The 17,719-nt window shown below is 68.2% G+C and carries 13 protein-coding genes and 1 pseudogene; 11 read left to right on the forward strand and 3 right to left on the reverse strand.

Annotation, left to right across the window (positions count from 1 at the left end):
- The 5 genes and pseudogenes from B2X67_RS16330 to B2X67_RS16350 form a co-directional block, all read left to right on the forward strand.
- Positions 1-647 (forward strand): annotated as a pseudogene (locus tag B2X67_RS16330) (XdhC family protein); the annotation flags it as partial.
- A 116-nt stretch (positions 648-763) separates the two neighbouring features.
- The gene (locus B2X67_RS16335; RefSeq protein WP_286786177.1) at positions 764-1,348 is read left to right on the forward strand and encodes a nucleotidyltransferase family protein; all 585 of its coding nucleotides are present in this window, start codon (positions 764-766) and stop codon (positions 1,346-1,348) included.
- A 412-nt stretch (positions 1,349-1,760) separates the two neighbouring features.
- Complete coding sequence (locus B2X67_RS16340; RefSeq protein WP_282343922.1) at positions 1,761-2,282, forward strand: (2Fe-2S)-binding protein; 522 nt, start codon at positions 1,761-1,763, stop codon at positions 2,280-2,282.
- The gene (locus B2X67_RS16345; RefSeq protein WP_282343921.1) at positions 2,279-3,280 is read left to right on the forward strand and encodes an FAD binding domain-containing protein; all 1,002 of its coding nucleotides are present in this window, start codon (positions 2,279-2,281) and stop codon (positions 3,278-3,280) included. The genes B2X67_RS16340 and B2X67_RS16345 overlap by 4 nt, the downstream gene beginning before the upstream one ends.
- Positions 3,277-5,496, forward strand: coding sequence for a xanthine dehydrogenase family protein molybdopterin-binding subunit (locus B2X67_RS16350; protein ID WP_286786131.1), 2,220 nt, complete (start codon positions 3,277-3,279; stop codon positions 5,494-5,496). Before B2X67_RS16345 ends, B2X67_RS16350 begins: the two co-directional genes overlap by 4 nt.
- A gap of 124 nt (positions 5,497-5,620) precedes the next feature.
- Here the strand turns inward: B2X67_RS16350 and B2X67_RS16355 are convergent, their stop codons facing one another.
- Together B2X67_RS16355 and B2X67_RS16360 are read right to left on the reverse strand one after the other, a co-directional pair.
- A complete protein-coding gene (locus B2X67_RS16355; protein ID WP_286786132.1) occupies positions 5,621-6,883 on the reverse strand; it encodes an MFS transporter in 1,263 nt (420 codons plus the stop codon).
- Between the two features lie 149 nt (positions 6,884-7,032).
- On the reverse strand, positions 7,033-7,323 hold the full coding sequence (locus B2X67_RS16360) for a hypothetical protein (RefSeq protein ID WP_286786133.1): 291 nt from the start codon (positions 7,321-7,323) through the stop codon (positions 7,033-7,035).
- A gap of 355 nt (positions 7,324-7,678) precedes the next feature.
- Here B2X67_RS16360 and B2X67_RS16365 point away from each other — a divergent pair, with 355 nt between their 5' ends.
- The 3 genes from B2X67_RS16365 to B2X67_RS16375 all read left to right on the forward strand — a co-directional run bounded on the left by B2X67_RS16365 (position 7,679) and on the right by B2X67_RS16375 (position 11,664).
- Positions 7,679-8,182: an RNA polymerase sigma factor gene (locus B2X67_RS16365; RefSeq protein ID WP_286786134.1), complete on the forward strand. Its 504-nt coding sequence runs from the start codon at positions 7,679-7,681 to the stop codon at positions 8,180-8,182.
- Positions 8,179-9,132, forward strand: a complete 954-nt coding sequence (locus B2X67_RS16370; RefSeq protein WP_286786135.1) for a FecR family protein — start codon at positions 8,179-8,181, stop codon at positions 9,130-9,132. The genes B2X67_RS16365 and B2X67_RS16370 overlap by 4 nt, the downstream gene beginning before the upstream one ends.
- 132 nt (positions 9,133-9,264) lie before the next feature.
- Positions 9,265-11,664: a TonB-dependent receptor gene (locus B2X67_RS16375; RefSeq protein WP_286786136.1), complete on the forward strand. Its 2,400-nt coding sequence runs from the start codon at positions 9,265-9,267 to the stop codon at positions 11,662-11,664.
- 36 nt (positions 11,665-11,700) lie between these two features.
- On the opposite strand, the gene B2X67_RS16380 is transcribed toward B2X67_RS16375, so the two are convergent.
- Positions 11,701-12,825 carry a methyltransferase gene (locus B2X67_RS16380; protein WP_286786137.1) on the reverse strand — a complete coding sequence of 375 codons (1,125 nt, stop codon included), beginning with the start codon at positions 12,823-12,825 and terminating at the stop codon, positions 11,701-11,703.
- Between the two features lie 199 nt (positions 12,826-13,024).
- Between B2X67_RS16380 and B2X67_RS16385 the strand changes: the two genes are divergently transcribed.
- The 3 genes from B2X67_RS16385 (at position 13,025) to B2X67_RS16395 (ending at position 17,707) form a co-directional block, all read left to right on the forward strand.
- Positions 13,025-15,079, forward strand: coding sequence for an LTA synthase family protein (locus B2X67_RS16385; RefSeq protein ID WP_286786138.1), 2,055 nt, complete (start codon positions 13,025-13,027; stop codon positions 15,077-15,079).
- 129 nt (positions 15,080-15,208) lie between these two features.
- Complete coding sequence (locus tag B2X67_RS16390) at positions 15,209-15,985, forward strand: ferredoxin--NADP reductase (protein ID WP_286786139.1); 777 nt, start codon at positions 15,209-15,211, stop codon at positions 15,983-15,985.
- Positions 15,986-16,150: 165 nt separating this feature from the next.
- Entirely contained in the window at positions 16,151-17,707 is a 1,557-nt protein-coding gene (locus B2X67_RS16395) for a TerC family protein (protein WP_286786140.1), read from the forward strand.
- The last annotated feature ends 12 nt before the right edge of the window (positions 17,708-17,719 follow it).

Consider the following 17,719-nt stretch of genomic DNA (forward strand, 5'->3'; position numbering starts at 1 on the left):
GCACCCTGCGGCTGGTCCAGGAGCCGCTGCGCGACGCCGGCTGGATCGACGAGCTGCTGCAACGCTGCGAGGCCCACGAGCGCGTCGCCCGGCATCTGCAGCTGCGCAGTGGCGCCGTGACCCTGGCACCGATCGGCCGCGAGCAGGCGCTGCACTTCGACGGCGAATGCCTGATCGCGCCCTTCGGCCCGGCCTGGCGGCTGCTGTTGATCGGCGCCGGACAGCTGTCGCGCTACGTCGCCGATCTGGCGCACACGCTGGGTTTCGAGGTGCTGATCTGCGACCCGCGCGAGGCCTATGCCCATGACTGGCCGCTGGAGCGGGTGCGCTTCCTGCCCGGCATGCCCGACGACGCCGTGCTCGCCGCCCAGCCGGATGCGCACACCGCCATCGTCGCGCTGACCCACGACCCGCGTCTGGACGACATGGCGCTGCTCACCGCGCTCGGCTCCGAGGCGTTCTACGTCGGCGCGCTGGGATCGCGGGCGAACAACGAGAAACGCAAGCAACGGCTGATTTCCCTGGGTCTCGACGCCGCCGACGTCGGCCGTCTGCACGGGCCGATCGGCCTGCCCATCGCGAGCCGCACGCCAGCGGAAATCGCCCTCTCGCTGATGGCCGAGATCGTCGCCCTGAAGAACGGCGCGCAGGTCGCCCAGCCAGGTCGCCAGACCGGGCTGGATGCGGCGGGGGCTGAGGCGGCGGGGACTGGCGCGGCTCGGGCTGACGCGGCGCGGCCTGACGCGGCGCGACTGAAGTCCGCCTGATGCGAGGTGGCGTTCGTGCCCTGCTGCTCGCCGCCGGCGTGGGCAGCCGCTATCGCGCGCAGAGCGACAGCGACAAGCTGCTGGCGCCGAGCCGGGCAAGCGATCCGCATTCCATGCCGGTGCTGCTGGCCGCGCTGCACACCCTGCAAGGTGTCGCCGAGGAGCTGGTGGTGGTGGTTCGCGCCGACAACGGCGCGCTGATCGAGCGCCTGCGCGGGCAGCCCTGCAGCCTGCTGATGGTGGAAACCAATGGCCTCGGCCACAGCCTGGCGCAGGCGCTGCGCGCGCATCCGGCCGAGCAGGGCTGGCTGGTGGCGCTCGGCGACATGCCCTACGTGCGGCGCGACACGCTGCTGGCGGTGGCGGAGGCGATCCGTCCGCAGGGCCTGGTCGCGCCGGTCTACCAGAACCAGCTCGGCCATCCGCGTGGCATCGGCAGCGCCCATCGCGAGCAACTGCTGGCATTGGACGGCGAACGCGGCGCGCAGACGCTGTTCCAGGGCGACGCGGTGCAGCGCCTGGCCCTGGACGATCCCGCCGTCCTGCGCGACATCGACCGCCCCGGCGACCGGCTCGCCTAGGGCGGGCTCCAGCCTCCCCACGGTCCCAGGTAGGGTGGGCTTAAGCCCACCAGAACGCCCACCTGGGGCATCGACGTGTCGTGGGGCGAAAGCCCAGCCTACGAGGCTGTGGCCCCTCGCGCAGCCCATGTGGTGCGCATGGCGCACCCTACGGCGGTTGCGGAGGCGTTTCGTGTGGGGGCGTGCGCCTGTGTGGTACGTGCGGCGCATCCTGCGGGTGAGGACAGGGTGATTTCGTAGGGTGCGCCACGCGCACCGGCGCATGGCGTTGCGTGAGCCCGCCGGATCGATACCGCTCCTCGCCTGCGCTGAACATTTCCGGACCTGGCTGCGTCGTACCTCCTAGACGCGGAACACCGCGCAGCGAGTGCCCGCCGCCGGGCGCGAATGCAGACTAGACCGTGAGGCACCCATGAGCGCCACCTCCCTTCGCGAGGGCCGCAGCGATCCTGCCGCCCATTCGATTTCCCTCGTTCTCAATGGCCAGCCGCGTCAGCTCGACGTGCTGCCCTGGACCACCGTGCTCGACCTGCTGCGCGAACAGCTCGACCTGACCGGCAGCAAGAAAGGCTGCGACCACGGCCAGTGCGGCGCCTGCACCGTGCTGCTGGACGGCAAGCGGGTGAACGCCTGCCTGACCCTGGCGGTGATGCTCGACGGCCGTGAGCTGACCACCGTCGAAGGCCTCGCCAACGGCGACCAGCTGCATCCGTTGCAGGAGGCCTTCGTCAAGCACGACGCCTTCCAGTGCGGCTACTGCACGCCCGGGCAGATCTGCTCGGCGGTCGGCCTGGCCCGCGAAGGGCGTGCGCAGAGCCGCGACGAGATCAGCGAGCTGATGAGCGGCAACCTCTGTCGCTGCGGCGCCTACAACAACATCCTCGATGCCATCGAGGAGGCGTTGCCGGCCACGCGAGGGGAGGGCGGCGCATGAATCCCTTCGCCTACAGCAAGCCGGCCGCGGTGGACGAGGCGCTGCGCCTCGCCGGGCCGAACGCGCGCTTCATCGCCGGCGGCACCAACCTGCTCGACCTGATGAAGGAAAACGTCACCCGCCCCGAACGGCTGATCGACATCAACGGCCTGCCGCTGCGCGGTATCGACGCCACCGCCAGCGGCGGCCTGCGCATCGGCGCGCTGGTGAGCAACGCCGACCTGGCCTGGGACGCGCGCATCGAGCAGCGCTACCCACTGCTGGCCCAGGCAATCCTCGCCGGCGCTTCGCCGCAACTGCGCAACATGGCCAGCACGGGCGGCAACCTGTTGCAGCGCACCCGTTGCTACTACTTCTACGATGCCGGCGTGCCGTGCAACAAGCGCGAGCCCGGCAGTGGCTGCCCGGCGAAGGACGGGCTCAACCGCATCCACGCGGTCCTCGGTGCCAGCGACGACTGCGTGGCGGTGAACCCGTCGGACATGTGCGTGGCGCTGGCCGCGCTGGAGGCGGTGGTGATCGTCGCGGGACCGCGGGGCGAGCGGCACATCGATTTCGCCGACTTCCATCGCCTGCCCGGTGACGCGCCGGAACGCGACAACGTGCTGGCCGACGACGAGCTGATCCTCGCCATCGAACTGCCGCCCGAAGGCTTCGCCGCGCACAGCCGCTACCTGAAGGTTCGCGACCGCGCCTCCTACGCTTTCGCCCTGGTGTCCGTCGCCGCGGCGCTTCAGCTGGACGGCGGCAGCATCCGCGCGGCGCGCCTCGCCCTCGGCGGCGTGGCCCACAAGCCGTGGCGCAGGCAGGAGGCCGAGGAGGTGCTGATCGGCAAGCCGGCCAGCGACGAAGCCTTCGCCCTCGCCGCCGATCTGCTGCTCGAAGGTGCCCGTCCGCTGGCGCACAACGGCTTCAAGATCGAACTGGCACGCCGCGCCATCGTCCGCGCACTGGGCGATGCCGCCCATTCCATCCAGCATCAGGGAGGCCGCCCATGAACGCCCACGCCCAACCGGATTCGTCGCCGCTCGGTCGGCCACTGGACCGCGTCGACGGCCCGCTGAAGGTCACCGGTCAGGCGCGTTATGCCGGGGAGTTCAGCGAGACCGGGCTGCTTTACGGCAGCGTGGTATCGAGCACCATCGCCCGCGGCCGCGTGCTGTCCATCGACGGCGCCGCCGCCGAGGCGGTTCCCGGCGTACAGCTGGTGCTGACCCACCTGAACCGCCCGCGCCTGGCGGCCGACGACGACAGCTACGAGGACATGGACTCCGCCGAGGGTTCGGCCTTCCGCCCGCTGTTCAACGACCGCGTGCTCTACAGCGGCCAGCCGCTGGCGCTGGTGGTGGCCGACAACCTGGAGATCGCCCGGCATGCCGCCTCGCTGGTGACCATCGAGTACGCCGCCGAGGCGCACCAGACCGATCTGGTTGCGGCCCTCGACCAGTCTCACGCGGCCCCGGCCGAGCTGCCCGAACCGCGCGGTGACGCCGAGGCCGCGCTGCTCGGCGCCGCATTGAGCATCGAGCTGGAGTACGCGCTGCCCATCGAGCACCACAACCCGATGGAGCCGCATGCCTCGACGGTGCTCTATCAGGACGACGGCAGCCTGCTCATCTACGACAAGACCCAGGGACCGCAGAATAGCCAGCAGTACGTGCAGCACGTATTCCTGCTGGACAAGGAAAAGGTACGCATCCTCGCGCCCTTCGTCGGCGGCGCCTTCGGCTCCGGCCTCCGCCCGCAGTACCAGTTGCCGCTGGCGGTGATGGCGGCGCTGGTGCTGAAGCGCTCGGTGCGGGTGACGCTGACCCGCCAGCAGATGTTCACTTTCGGCTATCGCCCGCGGATGTTGCAGCGCCTGCGCCTGGCGTGCACGGCCAACGGCACGCTGCAGGCGATCACCCACGATGCCTTCGCCCAGACTTCGCGCTTCGAGGACTTCACCGAGCACGTGGTGGAGTGGTCCGGCATGCTTTATCACTGCGACAACGTGCGGCTGGGCTACCAGATGGTCCCGCTGGACGTGTTCACCCCGCTGGACATGCGCGCGCCGGGCGCCACCGAGGGCGTGTTCGCCCTGGAATGCGCGATGGACGAGCTGGCCTGCGCGGCCGCCATCGATCCGTTGCAACTGCGCCTGCTGAATTTCGCTGACACCAATCAGAACGAGGGCAAGCCTTACTCCAGCAAGGAGCTGCGCGCCTGCTACGCGCAGGGCGCCGAGCGCTTCGGCTGGGACCGGCGCTCGATGGAGCCGCGCAGCATGCGCGACGGCCACCAACTGGTCGGCTGGGGCATGGCGACCGGCGTCTGGGAGGCGATGCAGAACCCGGCTAGCGCCAAGGCCGCGTTGGCCGCCGACGGCAAACTGACGGTGAGCAGCGCCACCACCGATATCGGCACCGGCACCTACACGGTGATGACGCAGATCGCCGCCGCCGCGATGGGCCTGCCGGTTGGGCAGGTGGAGTTCAAGCTCGGCGATTCGAGCCTGCCCACCGCGCCGTTGCAGGGCGGCTCGTTCACCGTGTCCTCGGTGGGCACCGCCGTGCAGCAGGCCTGCGCAGCCCTGCAGGGCAAGCTCTTCGAGGTGGCGCAGCGCCTGCCGCAATCGCCGTTCGAAGGGCTGGCGCTGGAGCAGGTCGAGTTCGTCGACGGCCAGCTGCGCCTGCGCGAGTCGCCTGGCACTGCCCTGGCCATCGCCGAGGTGCTCGCTGCCAGCGGCCCGCTGGAAGCCCAGGCCGACGCCAAGCCCGATGAGAAACGCGACAAGTTCGCCACCGCGACGCACTCGGCGGTGTTCGTCGAGGTGAAGGTGGACGAGGCGCTGGGCAGCATTCAGGTCAGCCGGGTGGTCAGCGCCATCGCCGCCGGCCGCGTGGTCAACCCGAAGATGGCGCGCAACCAGATTCTCGGGGGCGTGGTCTGGGGCATCGGCATGGCGCTGCAGGAGGAAACCCAGATCGACCACAACCTGGGGCGCTACATGAATCACAGCCTCGCCGAGTACCACATCCCGGTGAACGCCGACATCCACGATATCGAGGTGATCTTCGTCGAGGAGAACGACGACGTGGTCAACGCGCTCGGCTCGAAAGGTGTTGGCGAAATCGGCATCGTCGGCGTCGCCTCGGCGGTGGCCAACGCCATCTACCACGCCACCGGCAAACGCATCCGCGAGCTGCCGATCACGCTGGACAAGCTGTTGTAGGGCAGTCGTTAGCGTGGTGAAGGTGTTTGCCTGACAGCGCCCGGTGGATCGGTGAAGCGTGAGACCGCTATGCGTAGGGTGCGCCATGCGCACCATGCGGGGCGTGTGGTGCGCGCGGCGCACCCTACGGGTTTGGGGGCGAGCCGGCCTGCAGGTGCTCCTCGGCTTTTGGCTCGCGCAACCGGTCGCGGTTGGCGAGGGTCGGGAACAGCTTGATCCAGGCGCCGGTCACCAGCAGCGTGCCGACGCCTCCGAGCACCACCGCCTGGACGGTGCCGAACCAGTGCGCAGTGAGGCCGGATTCGAATTCGCCGAGCTGGTTCGAGGCACCGATGAACAGGCCGTTCACCGCGCTGACCCGGCCGCGCATCTCGTCAGGCGTCTCCATCTGCACGAAGGTGCTGCGGATCACCACGCTGATCATGTCCGCGGCGCCGAGCACGGCGAGCACCGCCAGCGAGAACCAGAACGAGGTGGAAAGGCCGAAGGCGATGGTGGCCACGCCGAACAGGCCCACCGAGGTGAACATCACCCGGCCGACATGGCGCTCGACCGGAAAACGCGCCAGCCAGAACGACATCAGCAGCGCACCCACCGCCGGCGCCGAGCGCAACAGGCCGAGGCCCCAGGGACCGGTGAACAGGATGTCGCGGGCGAACACCGGCAACAGCGCGGTGGCGCCGCCGAGCAGCACGGCAAACAGGTCCAGGGAGATCGCGCCGAGCACGTCGCGACGGCTGCGGATGAAGCGAATGCCGGCCAGCAGCGAATGCAGGGTGGCCTTCTCCTGTTTCATCGGTTGCTGGCGCGCCGGCAGTTGCAGCATCAGCGCCACGGCGACGCCATAGAGCAGCACGGCCGGGCCGTAGACCCAGATCGAGCCGAAGGCGAACAGCAGGCCGCCCAGCGCTGGCGCGATGATGGTCGCCGCCTGCATCGCCGAGCCGGACGCCGCCACCGCCGCCGGGAACAGCGCGGGCGGGATGATGTTCGGCAGCAGCGCCTGGGTGGTCGGCATCTCGAAGGCGCGGGCGGTGCCGAAGAGGAAGGCGATGGCAAAGATCATCTCGCGGGTGACGCTGTCGGTGGCGCTGCCTATCACCAGCGCGAGGGCGGTCAGCCCTTGCAGCGTCTGGCACAGCGCGGCGACCTTGCGCCGGTCGTAACGGTCGGCGACGTGCCCGGTGTGCAGCATGAACAGCACGCGCGGCATGAACTCGAAGAGCCCGACCAGACCCAGGTCGAGGACATTGCCGGTCAGCCCGTAGATGTGCCAGCCGATGGCCACGGTGATTATCTGGAAGGCGCTGGAGGTGAACACCCGGGCGAACCAGAAGGCGAGGAAGGGACGCTGATGGCGAAGAAGCAGCTTGGCGTGGGTGGACATGCGGCGGGTCGCCTCGGAAGCGGGGGCGCAGAGTAGCACGCAGGTAACCGGATGTTTCGGCGGGCCGCCCGACTGCTAGCGAGGGTGCAGATGAACCAAGGGCGCCTCGCGGGGCGCCCTCAGGGGTTGAACGGACTCATGCGGTGTCCTCAGGAAGCGCGGTTGTGCTCGGCATCCTGCTGGGCCACCAGATTGCCCTGGTCGAAGCCGCTCTCGATCAGCGAGGCGCGGTTGTGCTCGGCGTCCTGTTGCGCGACCTGGTCACGGTTGGAGCGGGTTTCGATCAGCGAGGCACGGTTGTGTTCGGCGTCCTGTTCGGCGACCAGGACCTGTGCGGCCGGGGCAACACCTGCGGTCTGGTTCTGGACGGCAGGCTGTGCGGCGAAAGCGGCGGTGGAGAGGCCGGCGACGATCAGGCTGGCGAGAAGTTGAGTTTTCATGGTGCACCTCGTGTTCGGAAGAAGTCGGTAAGTGAGTACGGTTCCCATGCTAGCGCGACGGATTCGATAAAGAAGATGATCCGTATGATGGTGTATATCGATGCGCTTAATTGTCTGGTTATATTTATATAAAACAAACGGTTAGATAAAATGCGGGCGGTTCTGCGGAGGTCCGTCCAGGCGTGCCACGGACCTTTCCTATCGATCTAAAACATCCATAAATTAGATGTTTTGTCCGTGGTCGGACCTCCGAACGGGTACGCGGCTGGGAGGTTGCGCATTGCATCGGTTTTCATTTGAAAATTATTCTCGATAAATATATGGTCCGCCTCTTCCCGAGCCTCGAGTGTTCGACGTGTCGTCGCCCTCCGATTCCCCGTCCCCCGACGGCCAGTTCCAGCGCCATGCCGGCGAGCTGTTGCGTTTTCTCACGCGCCAGCTGAATTGCTCGGAACTGGCGGCGGACCTGCGGCAGGAAACCTGGCTGCGTTTCCGTCGCGCCCAGCCGGGGGAGATCGGTAACCTGCGGGCCTTTCTCTACCGCATCGCGCGAAACCTGGTCATCGACCATCGCCGCCAGCTGGACGCCCGCGCGCCGCAGGAGCCGATGGACGAGCAACTGGAAAGCCCCATTCCCGGACCCGAACGCTGCGCCTCCGGCAGCCAGCAACTGGCGCAGTTGCATGCGCTGTTGCAGGAACTGCCGCCGCACGTGCGCAAGGCCCTGCTGTGGAATCGCCTCGACGGGCTGACCCAGCGCGAAATCGGCGAGCGCCTCGGCGTCTCCGAAAGCATGGCCGGGCGTTATATCCTGAGGGCCCTCGAGTACTGCCAGAGCCGCATGGATGACCCATCATGAATGAGCCCGCCACCCGTGCCCGCGAATGGCTGGTGCTGCTCAACTCCGGCCGCGCCAGCGCCGCCCAGCGCGCCGAGGCGGAAGCCTGGCGCCAGGCGTCGGCGGCGAATGCCGAGGCCTGGAACCGCGCGCAGCGCCTGTGGGGCCTGATCGGCGAACTAGGCAGCAGCACCGCGCTGGTCGACCCAGCACCATTGCCCGCGCCACGCCGTCGTTCGCGGCTGGGTTGGGCCGCGCCGCTGGCAGCGGCCGCGTGCCTGGTGATCGCCCTGTGGCTACCGCAGGAACACTGGGTCGGCTGGTACGCCGACATCCACACGGGCGCGGGGCAGCTGCGTGAAGTGGCGCTGGAGGATGGCTCGATCCTGATGCTCAACGGCAATACCGCGCTGGACTGGGACATGCACGGTGGCGAGCGCCGCGTTCGGCTGTATCAGGGGCAGGCGGATTTCCAGGTCGCCAAGGATGCCGAGCATCCGTTCGTCATTCAGGCCGGGCCGGCGCGCATCCGCGTCACCGGCACGCGCTTCGACGTCAACTACAGCGGCGACCGGGTGCTGCTCTCGGTCACCAAGGGGCGCGTCGAGGCGAGCCAGGACGGGCAGCCGGCGGTGGCGGTGACCGCGCAGCAGCAGGTGCTCTGGCAACACGGCGTGCTGCAGGCGGTCCGGCCGCTGGATGCCAGCCAGGCGCTGGCCTGGCAGCGCGGACGGCTGGTGTTCAGGTCGCAACCGCTGGAAGAGGTGTTCGCCGAGCTCGCGCGTTACCAGGATGGCCGCGTGCTGTTCCTCGACGATCAAGCCCGGCGGCTGTCGGTCACCGGAGTGTTCTCCCGGCAGCAGCCGCAGGCGGTCTTCGACGCCATCGAGGCGACGCTGCCCGTCAGGCTGACCCGCCTTCCCGGTCTCCTGCTGGTCTCCGCCCGGGGCGCGCAGGACCCGGCCCGATAGCCGGACGCGTCCCGATTTTTGCGGGCGCGAAAAAAAGTGGCGTGCCAGGTTCAGAAAAGAGAGGGCGTTTCGTCTTCCTCCTGCAAATGCGAATTTCTCGCATCGTCCTTTGCAGTGATCAGGAATCGAACCATGCGGCCACATCGCCATCCTCTCGCCCGCGCCCTTCTCGTCGCTCATTTCGCCATCGCCTTGCCGGCCGCCTGGGCCGTGCCGCTGGATGTCCCCGTGCAGAGCCTGGAATCCGCGCTCACCGCCTTTGCCGAGCAGGCCGACATCCGCCTGCTCTACAGCGCCGAGATGACCGACGGCCTGAGCACCGCGCAGCCCCTGCAGGGCGATTACTCCGTGGCCGAAGGCCTGCAGCGCCTGCTGCAAGGCTCCGGGCTGGGCTACCAGGCCGCCGGCGACGGCACCATCACCCTGGTGCGCAACCCGCAGGGCGCGGCCCTGGAACTCGGTACTGCAACCGTTACCGCGCGCTCGGCCGCCGCTGACGGCCTGCCGGAAGCCTACGCCGGCGGCCAGGTAGCCCGCGGCGCGCGCCTGGGCATCCTGGGCAACCAGGACATGCAGGACGTGCCGTTCAGCTTCTCCAGCTACACCTCCGAACTGATCGAGAAGCGCCAGGCGCAAACCCTCGGCGACGTGCTCGCCAGCGACCCGGCCGTGCGCCAGTCCTACGGCTTCGGCAACTTTTCGCAGGTCTTCGTGATCCGCGGATTTCAACTCTACTCCGACGACATCGCCTTCAACGGGCTGTACGGGATACTGCCGCGGCAGATCATTTCCGCCGAAGCGGTCGAGCGGGTCGAGGTGTTCAAGGGCGCCAACGCCTTTCTCAACGGCGTGGCGCCCGGCGGCAGCGGCGTGGGCGGGGCGATCAACGTCGTGTCCAAACGCGCCGAAGACACGCCGACGCGCCGTGTGACGCTGGATTACACCAGCGACAGCAAGACGGGCGTCCACCTCGACCTCGGGCGGCGCTTCGGCGAGGACGATCGCTTCGGGGTGCGCGCCAACATTGCCCAGCGCGACGGCGAGTCGGCCGTCGATGGGGAGAACTCGCACTTCACTCTGGCGGCGTTCGGTCTGGACTACCGCGGCGACCGTTTGCGCCTGTCGACCGATTTCGGCTACCAGAAACAGCGCGTCAACGAGGGGCGGTCGGTGGTCTACCTGACTACCGCCGGGCTCGGCGGGAAGGTGCCGAAGGTACCCCACGCCAACGACAACTACTCGCAGCCCTGGGCCTACTCCCAGCTGGAAGACACCTACGGCATGTTCAATGCCGAGTACGACCTCGATGACGACTGGACGCTCTACGGCGCCGCCGGTGGCAAGTACACCCGCGAAAATGGCGTGTACTCCTCGCTCTACGTCACCTCGCCGAGCGGAGCCGCGAGGGTCGGGCGCCTGTATTCGCCACTCGACCAGGAGACCTACAGCACGGTGGCCGGATTGCGCGGCAAGCTGATGACCGGGGCGGTCAGCCACCAGCTGAACGTCGCGGTGAACGGCATCTGGCAGGAGAAGCGCAATGCGTTCGAGTCGACCAGCGCGGGCAACCGGCTTCCGGGAAGCCTCTACGACCCATTTCCCAGCCCCGAACCTGACCCGACGATACCGGTCAGCGGCGATATCCACGACCCGGACACCACCGGCAAGGTGAAGAACCGCAGCGCGGCGATCTCCGACACCCTGGGCTTCTTCGACGACCGCGCGTTGCTCACCCTCGGGCTGCGCCGCCAGTCCATCGCGGCGGATGCCTGGAGCGCCGCAACCGGCCTGCGTACCTCTAACTACGACGACAGCATCACCACGCCGGTCTACGGGTTGGTGATCAAACCCACCGAGTATCTGTCGCTCTACGCCAATCGCATCGAGTCTCTTCAGCAGGGACCTACGGCCCCCGGCGCTTCGAGCAATCCAGCAGGGCAGATGTTCGCGCCCTATCGCAGCAAGCAGATCGAGGCGGGGATCAAGCTCGACTGGGGCACCTACGGCGCCAGCCTCGGGGTTTACCGCATCGAGCAACCGCAGGGAGTCACCGGCCCGGACAACTACTACCGGGTCGATGCCGAACAGCGAAACCGCGGCGTCGAGCTGAGCGTGTTCGGCGAACCGCTGGTCGGGCTGCGTGTCCTGGCCGGGGGCACCTGGATCGATACCGAGCTGAGCGGTACATCCGGGGGCGCGAACGACGGCAATCGTGCGGTCGGGGTCCCGGAGTTCCAGTTCAACCTCGGTGCCGACTGGGACGTGCCGGGCATGCCGGGGGTGAGCGTCAACGGGCTGCTGCTGCGTACCGGCGGCCAGTTCTACGATTCCGCGAACACATTGAGCATTCCGGCCTGGACGCGTATCGATCTGGGCGCGAGCTACCGGTTCACGGTGGAGGCCCGCGACGTCACGCTGCGTGCCGGCCTGGAGAACGTCGCCAACGAGGACTACTGGGCGTCGACCAATGGCGGCTACCTGACCCAGGGTGCGCCGCGCACGCTGAAGGTTTCGGCCACCGTCGATTTCTGAGGTGTTTCCGGCGCCCTTCGTGCGGCGCCGGAGGCGCTACTTGCGCGCCTTCAGGATGACGAACTTGGGCGTCGCCGCGACCTGCTCCACGCCGCGGAACAGGCGCTTGAGCTTGACGTGATAACCCAGGTGGCGGTTGCCGACGATCCACAGTTCGCCGCCCTGCACCAGCGCCGCCTGGGCCTGCTGGAACATCCGCCAGGCGAGGAAGTCGCCGACCGCCTGCTGCTGGTGGAAGGGCGGGTTGCACAGCACCAGGTCCAGCGAATCCGCCGGCTGGCTGGCGAGGCCGTCGTCGGCGCGAATGTCCACCGGGCGCTCGCCCAGCGCCGCGCGCCAGTTGTCCGCCGCCGACTGCACGGCCATGTACGACTCGTCCACCAGCGTCAGTTGCGCCTGGGAATTGCCCAGCGCGTAGACGATGCCGAGCACGCCGTTGCCGCAGCCGAGGTCGGCCACGCGCAGTTCGCCCAGTTGCCGCGGCAGGTGCGCGAGGAACGCGCGGGTGCCGATGTCCAGGCCTTCGCGGCAGAACAGGTTGGCGTGGTTGAGCAGTTCCAGCGGCGGCTGCTCCAGGCGGTAGCGGCTGGGGTAGGGCGAGCGTGGCTCAGCTTTCTGCTCCGGCGTGGCGAACAGCAGCCGCGCCTTCTTCACCGCCAGCGAGGCCTGCAGCGGGCCGATGTATGTCTCCATCAGCTCGCCGGCGGCGCGGGGCAGGTGCTTGATCATCGCCCCGGCGACGACCCGCGCCCCCGGCGCCAACTGGTGGTGCAGGCGAATCAGCTGTTCTTCGAGCAGCGCCAGGGTCTTCGGCACGCGGATCAGCACCCAGTCGAACGGACCTTCGGCGCGCTGGCTGGCGGGTACGAACGCGACGGCGTCGGCGGGCAGGTCATTGCGGGCGAGGTTTTTCTGCAGTGCCAGGTGGCCCAGGTGCGAATCGCCGCTGCTGACCACGCGGGCCTTGCCGGCCAGGGAGCAGGCGAGGGCGCCGAAACCGTCGTTGAGCAGCAGCACCCGGGCGTCCGCCGCCAGCCCCTGCTGGTGCAGGTGGTTCAACAGGTACTCGTCGGCGGCATCGAAGGCCTGCAGCGGCTCGTGGTTCTGCTCCGGCTGACGGATCAGCTCGAGTCGGGCGAAGGGCGTGGTGAAGGTGTTCATCGGCGGATCGCGGGCGCTGGCGGCTGGGCCCGGCATTCTACCTGCAAGCGACGCCGGCTGAAGCGCCCGGTACCTGCTTCATTTGACGCGTCTTTCACATCGGCTTGACCTGGCGTTGATGAGGGCGCGGCTAGGATGCGCGCGCCCGGCTCCCTCGCCGGACGCCTCCCACCTGTCGCCGTACCCACAGGAAGTGTCCATGCCGTTGTCGTCATCCCGTTCCCGCCTGCCCGCGCCGCGCGCCTCCATCGCCCGTCACCTGGCGTTCACCCTGGGGAGCGGGCTCGTCCTGCTCGTCCTCTATTCGCTGCTGCGCGTGGCCTTGCTGGTGTACAACCGCGAGCTGATCGGCAGCGCGACGCCCGAGATGTTCGGCGAGGCCTTCTTCAATGGCCTGCGTTTCGACCTGCGCCTGGCGGTGTACGCCTGCGCGCCGCTGGTGCTGTGTCTGCTGTGGGCGCCGGCGATGCGCCTGCGCGGGGCGATGCGCGCCTGGCTGGTGCTGTTCGCCAGCCTCACGCTGTTCCTCGGTCTGCTGGAGATGGACTTCTACCGCGAGTTCCACCAGCGCCTCAACGCGCTGGTGTTCCAGTACCTGCAGGAAGACCCGACCACCGTCGCCAGCATGCTCTGGCACGGCTTTCCGGTGGCGCGCTACCTGCTGGCCTGGGCGCTGGGAACGCTGCTGCTGGCCTGGCTGTTCAAGCACCTGGACCTGGCGACCCGCGCCGCGCCGCAGTCGTCGGGCCGGCGCGCCGCCTGGTACTGGCGCCTGCCGGTGTTCGCGCTGTGCCTGGTGGTCTGCGTGATCGCCGCGCGCGGCAATCTGCGCCAGGGGCCGCCACTGCGCTGGGGCGATGCCTACACCACCGAATCGATGTTCGTGAATCACCTCGGCCTGAACGGCACCCTGACCCTGGTGGACGCCGCCAAACACAGCTTTTCCTCGCACCGGCAGAACGCCTGGAAGGCCAGCCTGCCCGCGGATAGGGCCCTGCAGGTGGTGCGCGAGATGCTGCTGACGCCCAACGACCGCCTGGTCGATGCCGACAGCGCCGCGCTGCGTCGCGACACCACGCCGCCGCAAGCCGGCACGCTGCCGATCCGCAACGTGGTGGTGATCCTGCTGGAGAGCTTCGCCGGGCGTTACGTCGGTGCGCTGGGCGAGCCGGGCAACATCACCCCGAACTTCGACCGCCTGGCGAAGGAGGGGCTGCTGTTCACCCGTTTCTTCTCCAACGGCACCCACACCCATCAGGGGATGTTCGCCACCATGGCCTGCTTTCCTAACCTGCCGGGCTTCGAATACCTGATGCGCATGCCGGAGGGCGCGCACCGCTTCTCCGGGCTGCCGCAGCAGCTGAATGCCCGCGGTTACCGCGACGTGTACGTCTACAACGGCAACTTCCAGTGGGACAACCAGTCCGGGTTCTTCAGCAACCAGGGCATGAGCCGCTTCGTCGGCCGCGAGGATTTCGTCGACCCGGTGTTCATCGACCCGACCTGGGGCGTGTCCGACCAGGACATGTTCGATCGCGGCGCCGAGGAACTGCTCAAGCTGGGCAGTGACGGAAAACCCTTCTACGCGCTGTTGCAGAGCCTTTCCAACCATACGCCTTACGCCTTGCCCAAGGACCTGCCGGTGGAGCCGGTCACCGGGTTCGGCTCGAACGATCTGCACCTCACCGCGATGCGCTACGCCGACTGGGCGCTGGGCCAGTTCTTCGAGAAGGCGCGCAAGGCGCCGTACTTCAAGGACACCCTGTTCGTGGTGCTCGGCGACCACGGTTTCGGCAGCACCGAACAGCTCACCGAAATGGACCTGTTCCGCTTCAACGTGCCGCTGCTGCTCATCGGGCCGGGCGTGCAGGAGAAGTTCGGCAGCCTGCGCGATACCGTCGGCACGCAGATCGACGTGGTGCCCACCATCATGGGCCGGCTCGGCGGCACCACCCGCCAGCAGTGCTGGGGCCGCGACCTGCTCAACCTGCCGGCCGGCGACCAGGGCATCGGCATGATCAAGCCGTCCGGCGGTGAACAGACCGTGGCGCTGGTGAAGGGCGGGCAGATCCTCGTGCAGCCGCGCGACCTGCCGGCACGGCTGTACGACTACCGGCTCGGCCACGATGCGAAGGTCAGCGTGGCCACCGATACGGCGGCCGAAACGCAGATGAAGGACACCCTCGACGCCTTCATCCAGACCGCTACCCGCAGTCTCAAGGAGAACACCGCCGGCGCCGTCGGCCAGCCGTAAGTCGCGGGCGCGCTCAGGCGCAGACGCGGAACCTATGCCTCTGCGCGGCCTATACACCTGCCGCCCGCCGGTGTTTATGCCGGTGGCAATGCGCGACACTAGGCGCGCATTGCCAGACGAGAGCGAGCCATGACCGCCAGCGACGACAAGTTCACCCGCCAGACGCTGCTCGACGTGCAGCCACTGACCCCGAGTCTGTTCAGCCTGCGCACCACGCGCGATCCGGGTTTCCGCTTCCGCGCCGGGCAGTTCGCCCGGCTCGGCGTGACCAAGGCCGACGGCAGCACGGTGTGGCGGGCCTACTCCATGGTCTCGGCGCCGCACGACGAATTCCTCGACTTCTTCTCCATCGTCGTGCCGGGCGGCGAGTTCACCAGCGAGCTGAGCCGCCTGCGGGTCGGCGACGAGCTGCTGGTGGACAAGCAGGCCTTCGGTTTCCTCACCCTCGACCGCTTCGTCGACGGTCGCGACCTCTGGCTGCTGGCCACCGGCACCGGCGTCGCGCCCTTCGTCTCGATCCTCCAGGACTTCGAGGTGTGGGAGCGCTTCGAGCGGATCTTCCTCGTCTACAGCGTCCGCGAGGCGCGCGAGCTGGCCTACCGCGAGCTGATCGCCGGTCTCGCCGGCCGCGACTACCTGCAGGAGCATGCGCACAAGCTGCGCTTCATCCCGGTGGTTACCCGCGAGGCGCATCCCGGCGCACTGCAGGGGCGCATCACCACGCTGATCGAGAACGGCGAGCTGGAGCGCGCTGCCGGAGAAACGCTGCAGCCGGGGCACTCGCGGGTCATGCTGTGCGGTAATCCGCAGATGATCGAGGACACCCGCGCGCTGCTGAAAACCCGCGACATGCAGCTCTCGCTGAGCCGTCGGCCGGGGCAGGTGGCGGTGGAGAACTACTGGTAGCGGCGAACGCGCTGTTACGTTTTTCCGCTTAGCATCCGCCGCGCCGGCCACTAGCATCTGGATTCCTTTCCCTGGAATCCGCCCCTCGATGGACAGTGACTCACCTCGCCAGACCGTTTGCCGATCACCCTTCCACCCCTTCGTTCGCCGCGGAGGGTCGCACTGATGGAATGGATCGCCGATCCAACGGCCTGGCTGGGCCTGCTCACGCTGATCGTCCTGGAAATCGTCCTGGGCATCGACAACCTGGTGTTCATCGCCATCCTCGCCGACAAGCTGCCCCCCGAGCAGCGCGACCGCGCGCGGCTGATCGGCCTGTCGCTGGCGCTGATCATGCGATTGGGCCTGCTGGCGAGCATTTCCTGGCTGGTCACCCTCACCGCACCGCTGTTCGAGGTCTACGGTCACGCGTTTTCCGGACGCGACCTGATCATGCTGTTCGGCGGTATCTTCCTGCTGTTCAAGGCGACCATGGAGCTGCACGAGCGCCTCGAGGGGCGCACCCACGTGCAGCAGGGCGCGCGTGCCTACGCGGCCTTCTGGCCGGTGGTAGCGCAGATCGTCGTGCTCGATGCGGTGTTCTCGCTGGACGCGGTGATCACCGCGGTGGGGATGGTCGAACACCTGCAGGTGATGATGATCGCCGTGGTGATCTCCATCGGCCTGATGATCATCGCCAGCAAGCCGCTGACCACCTTCGTCAACGCCCACCCGACGGTGATCATGCTGTGCCTGGGCTTCCTGATGATGATCGGCTTCAGCCTCACGGCCGAAGGTCTGGGTTTCCACATTCCCAAGGGCTACCTGTACGCGGCGATCGGCTTCTCGATCCTCATCGAGCTGTTCAATCAGCTCGCCCGCTGGCGCCGCAAGCGCCATCTGCAGGGCCGCCGCAACATCCGCGAACGCACCGCCCACGCCGTGCTGCGCCTGCTCGGCGGGCGCCGGCTGGAGGCCGAGGAGGTCGACGAGGAGATCGCCGACCTGCTCGATGCCGGCGACGGCGAGGCGGCGCTGTTCGGCCGCCGCGAGCGGGTGATGATCAGCGGCGTGCTGAACCTCGCCGAACGCTCGATCCGCACGGTGATGACCGACCGCATGCGCGTCGCCCACCTCGACCTGCTGGCGCCGCCGGAGGAGCAGCGTCGCAGGCTGCTGGATTCCCCCTATTCGCGCCTGGTGGTGGCGCGCGGCGCGGCCATCGACGAGCCGCTGGGCTACGTGCAGAAGAAGGAATTGCTGCGCGAGCTGCTGCAGGGCGAACAGCCCGATATCGAGCGCCTGGTGCGCGTGCCGATCAACCTGCCGGAGAGCTGCTCGGTGCTCAACGCGCTGGAGCAGATGCGCCAGGCATCCACCCACGTGGCCTTCGTGGTCAACGAGTTCGGCCATTTCGAGGGGCTGCTGACGCTCACCGACATCCTCGAGTCGATCGCCGGCGAGCTGCCGGATGCCAGTGAAGTGCAGGGGCCGGACATCCTCGAGGCGGACGACGGCTATCAGGTCAGCGGCGCGCTGAACCTGGCGGTGCTGCGCCGGCGCCTGGGCTTCCAGGCCAGCGCCACCGACGATTACCAGACCCTCGCGGGCCTGGCGATGAGCCTGCTCGATCGCCTGCCGGTCAGCGGCGACCGGCTCGAGTACGCGGGCTGGCAACTGCGCGTGCTGGAGGTGAAGGACCGGCGCATCGCCCGGCTGGAGCTGCGTCCGCCGGCAGCCTGAGTCTCCACGTAT

The sequence above is a fragment of the Pseudomonas sp. UBA3153 genome (assembly GCF_002364635.1).
GTDB classification, from domain to species: domain Bacteria; phylum Pseudomonadota; class Gammaproteobacteria; order Pseudomonadales; family Pseudomonadaceae; genus Pseudomonas_O; species Pseudomonas_O kuykendallii.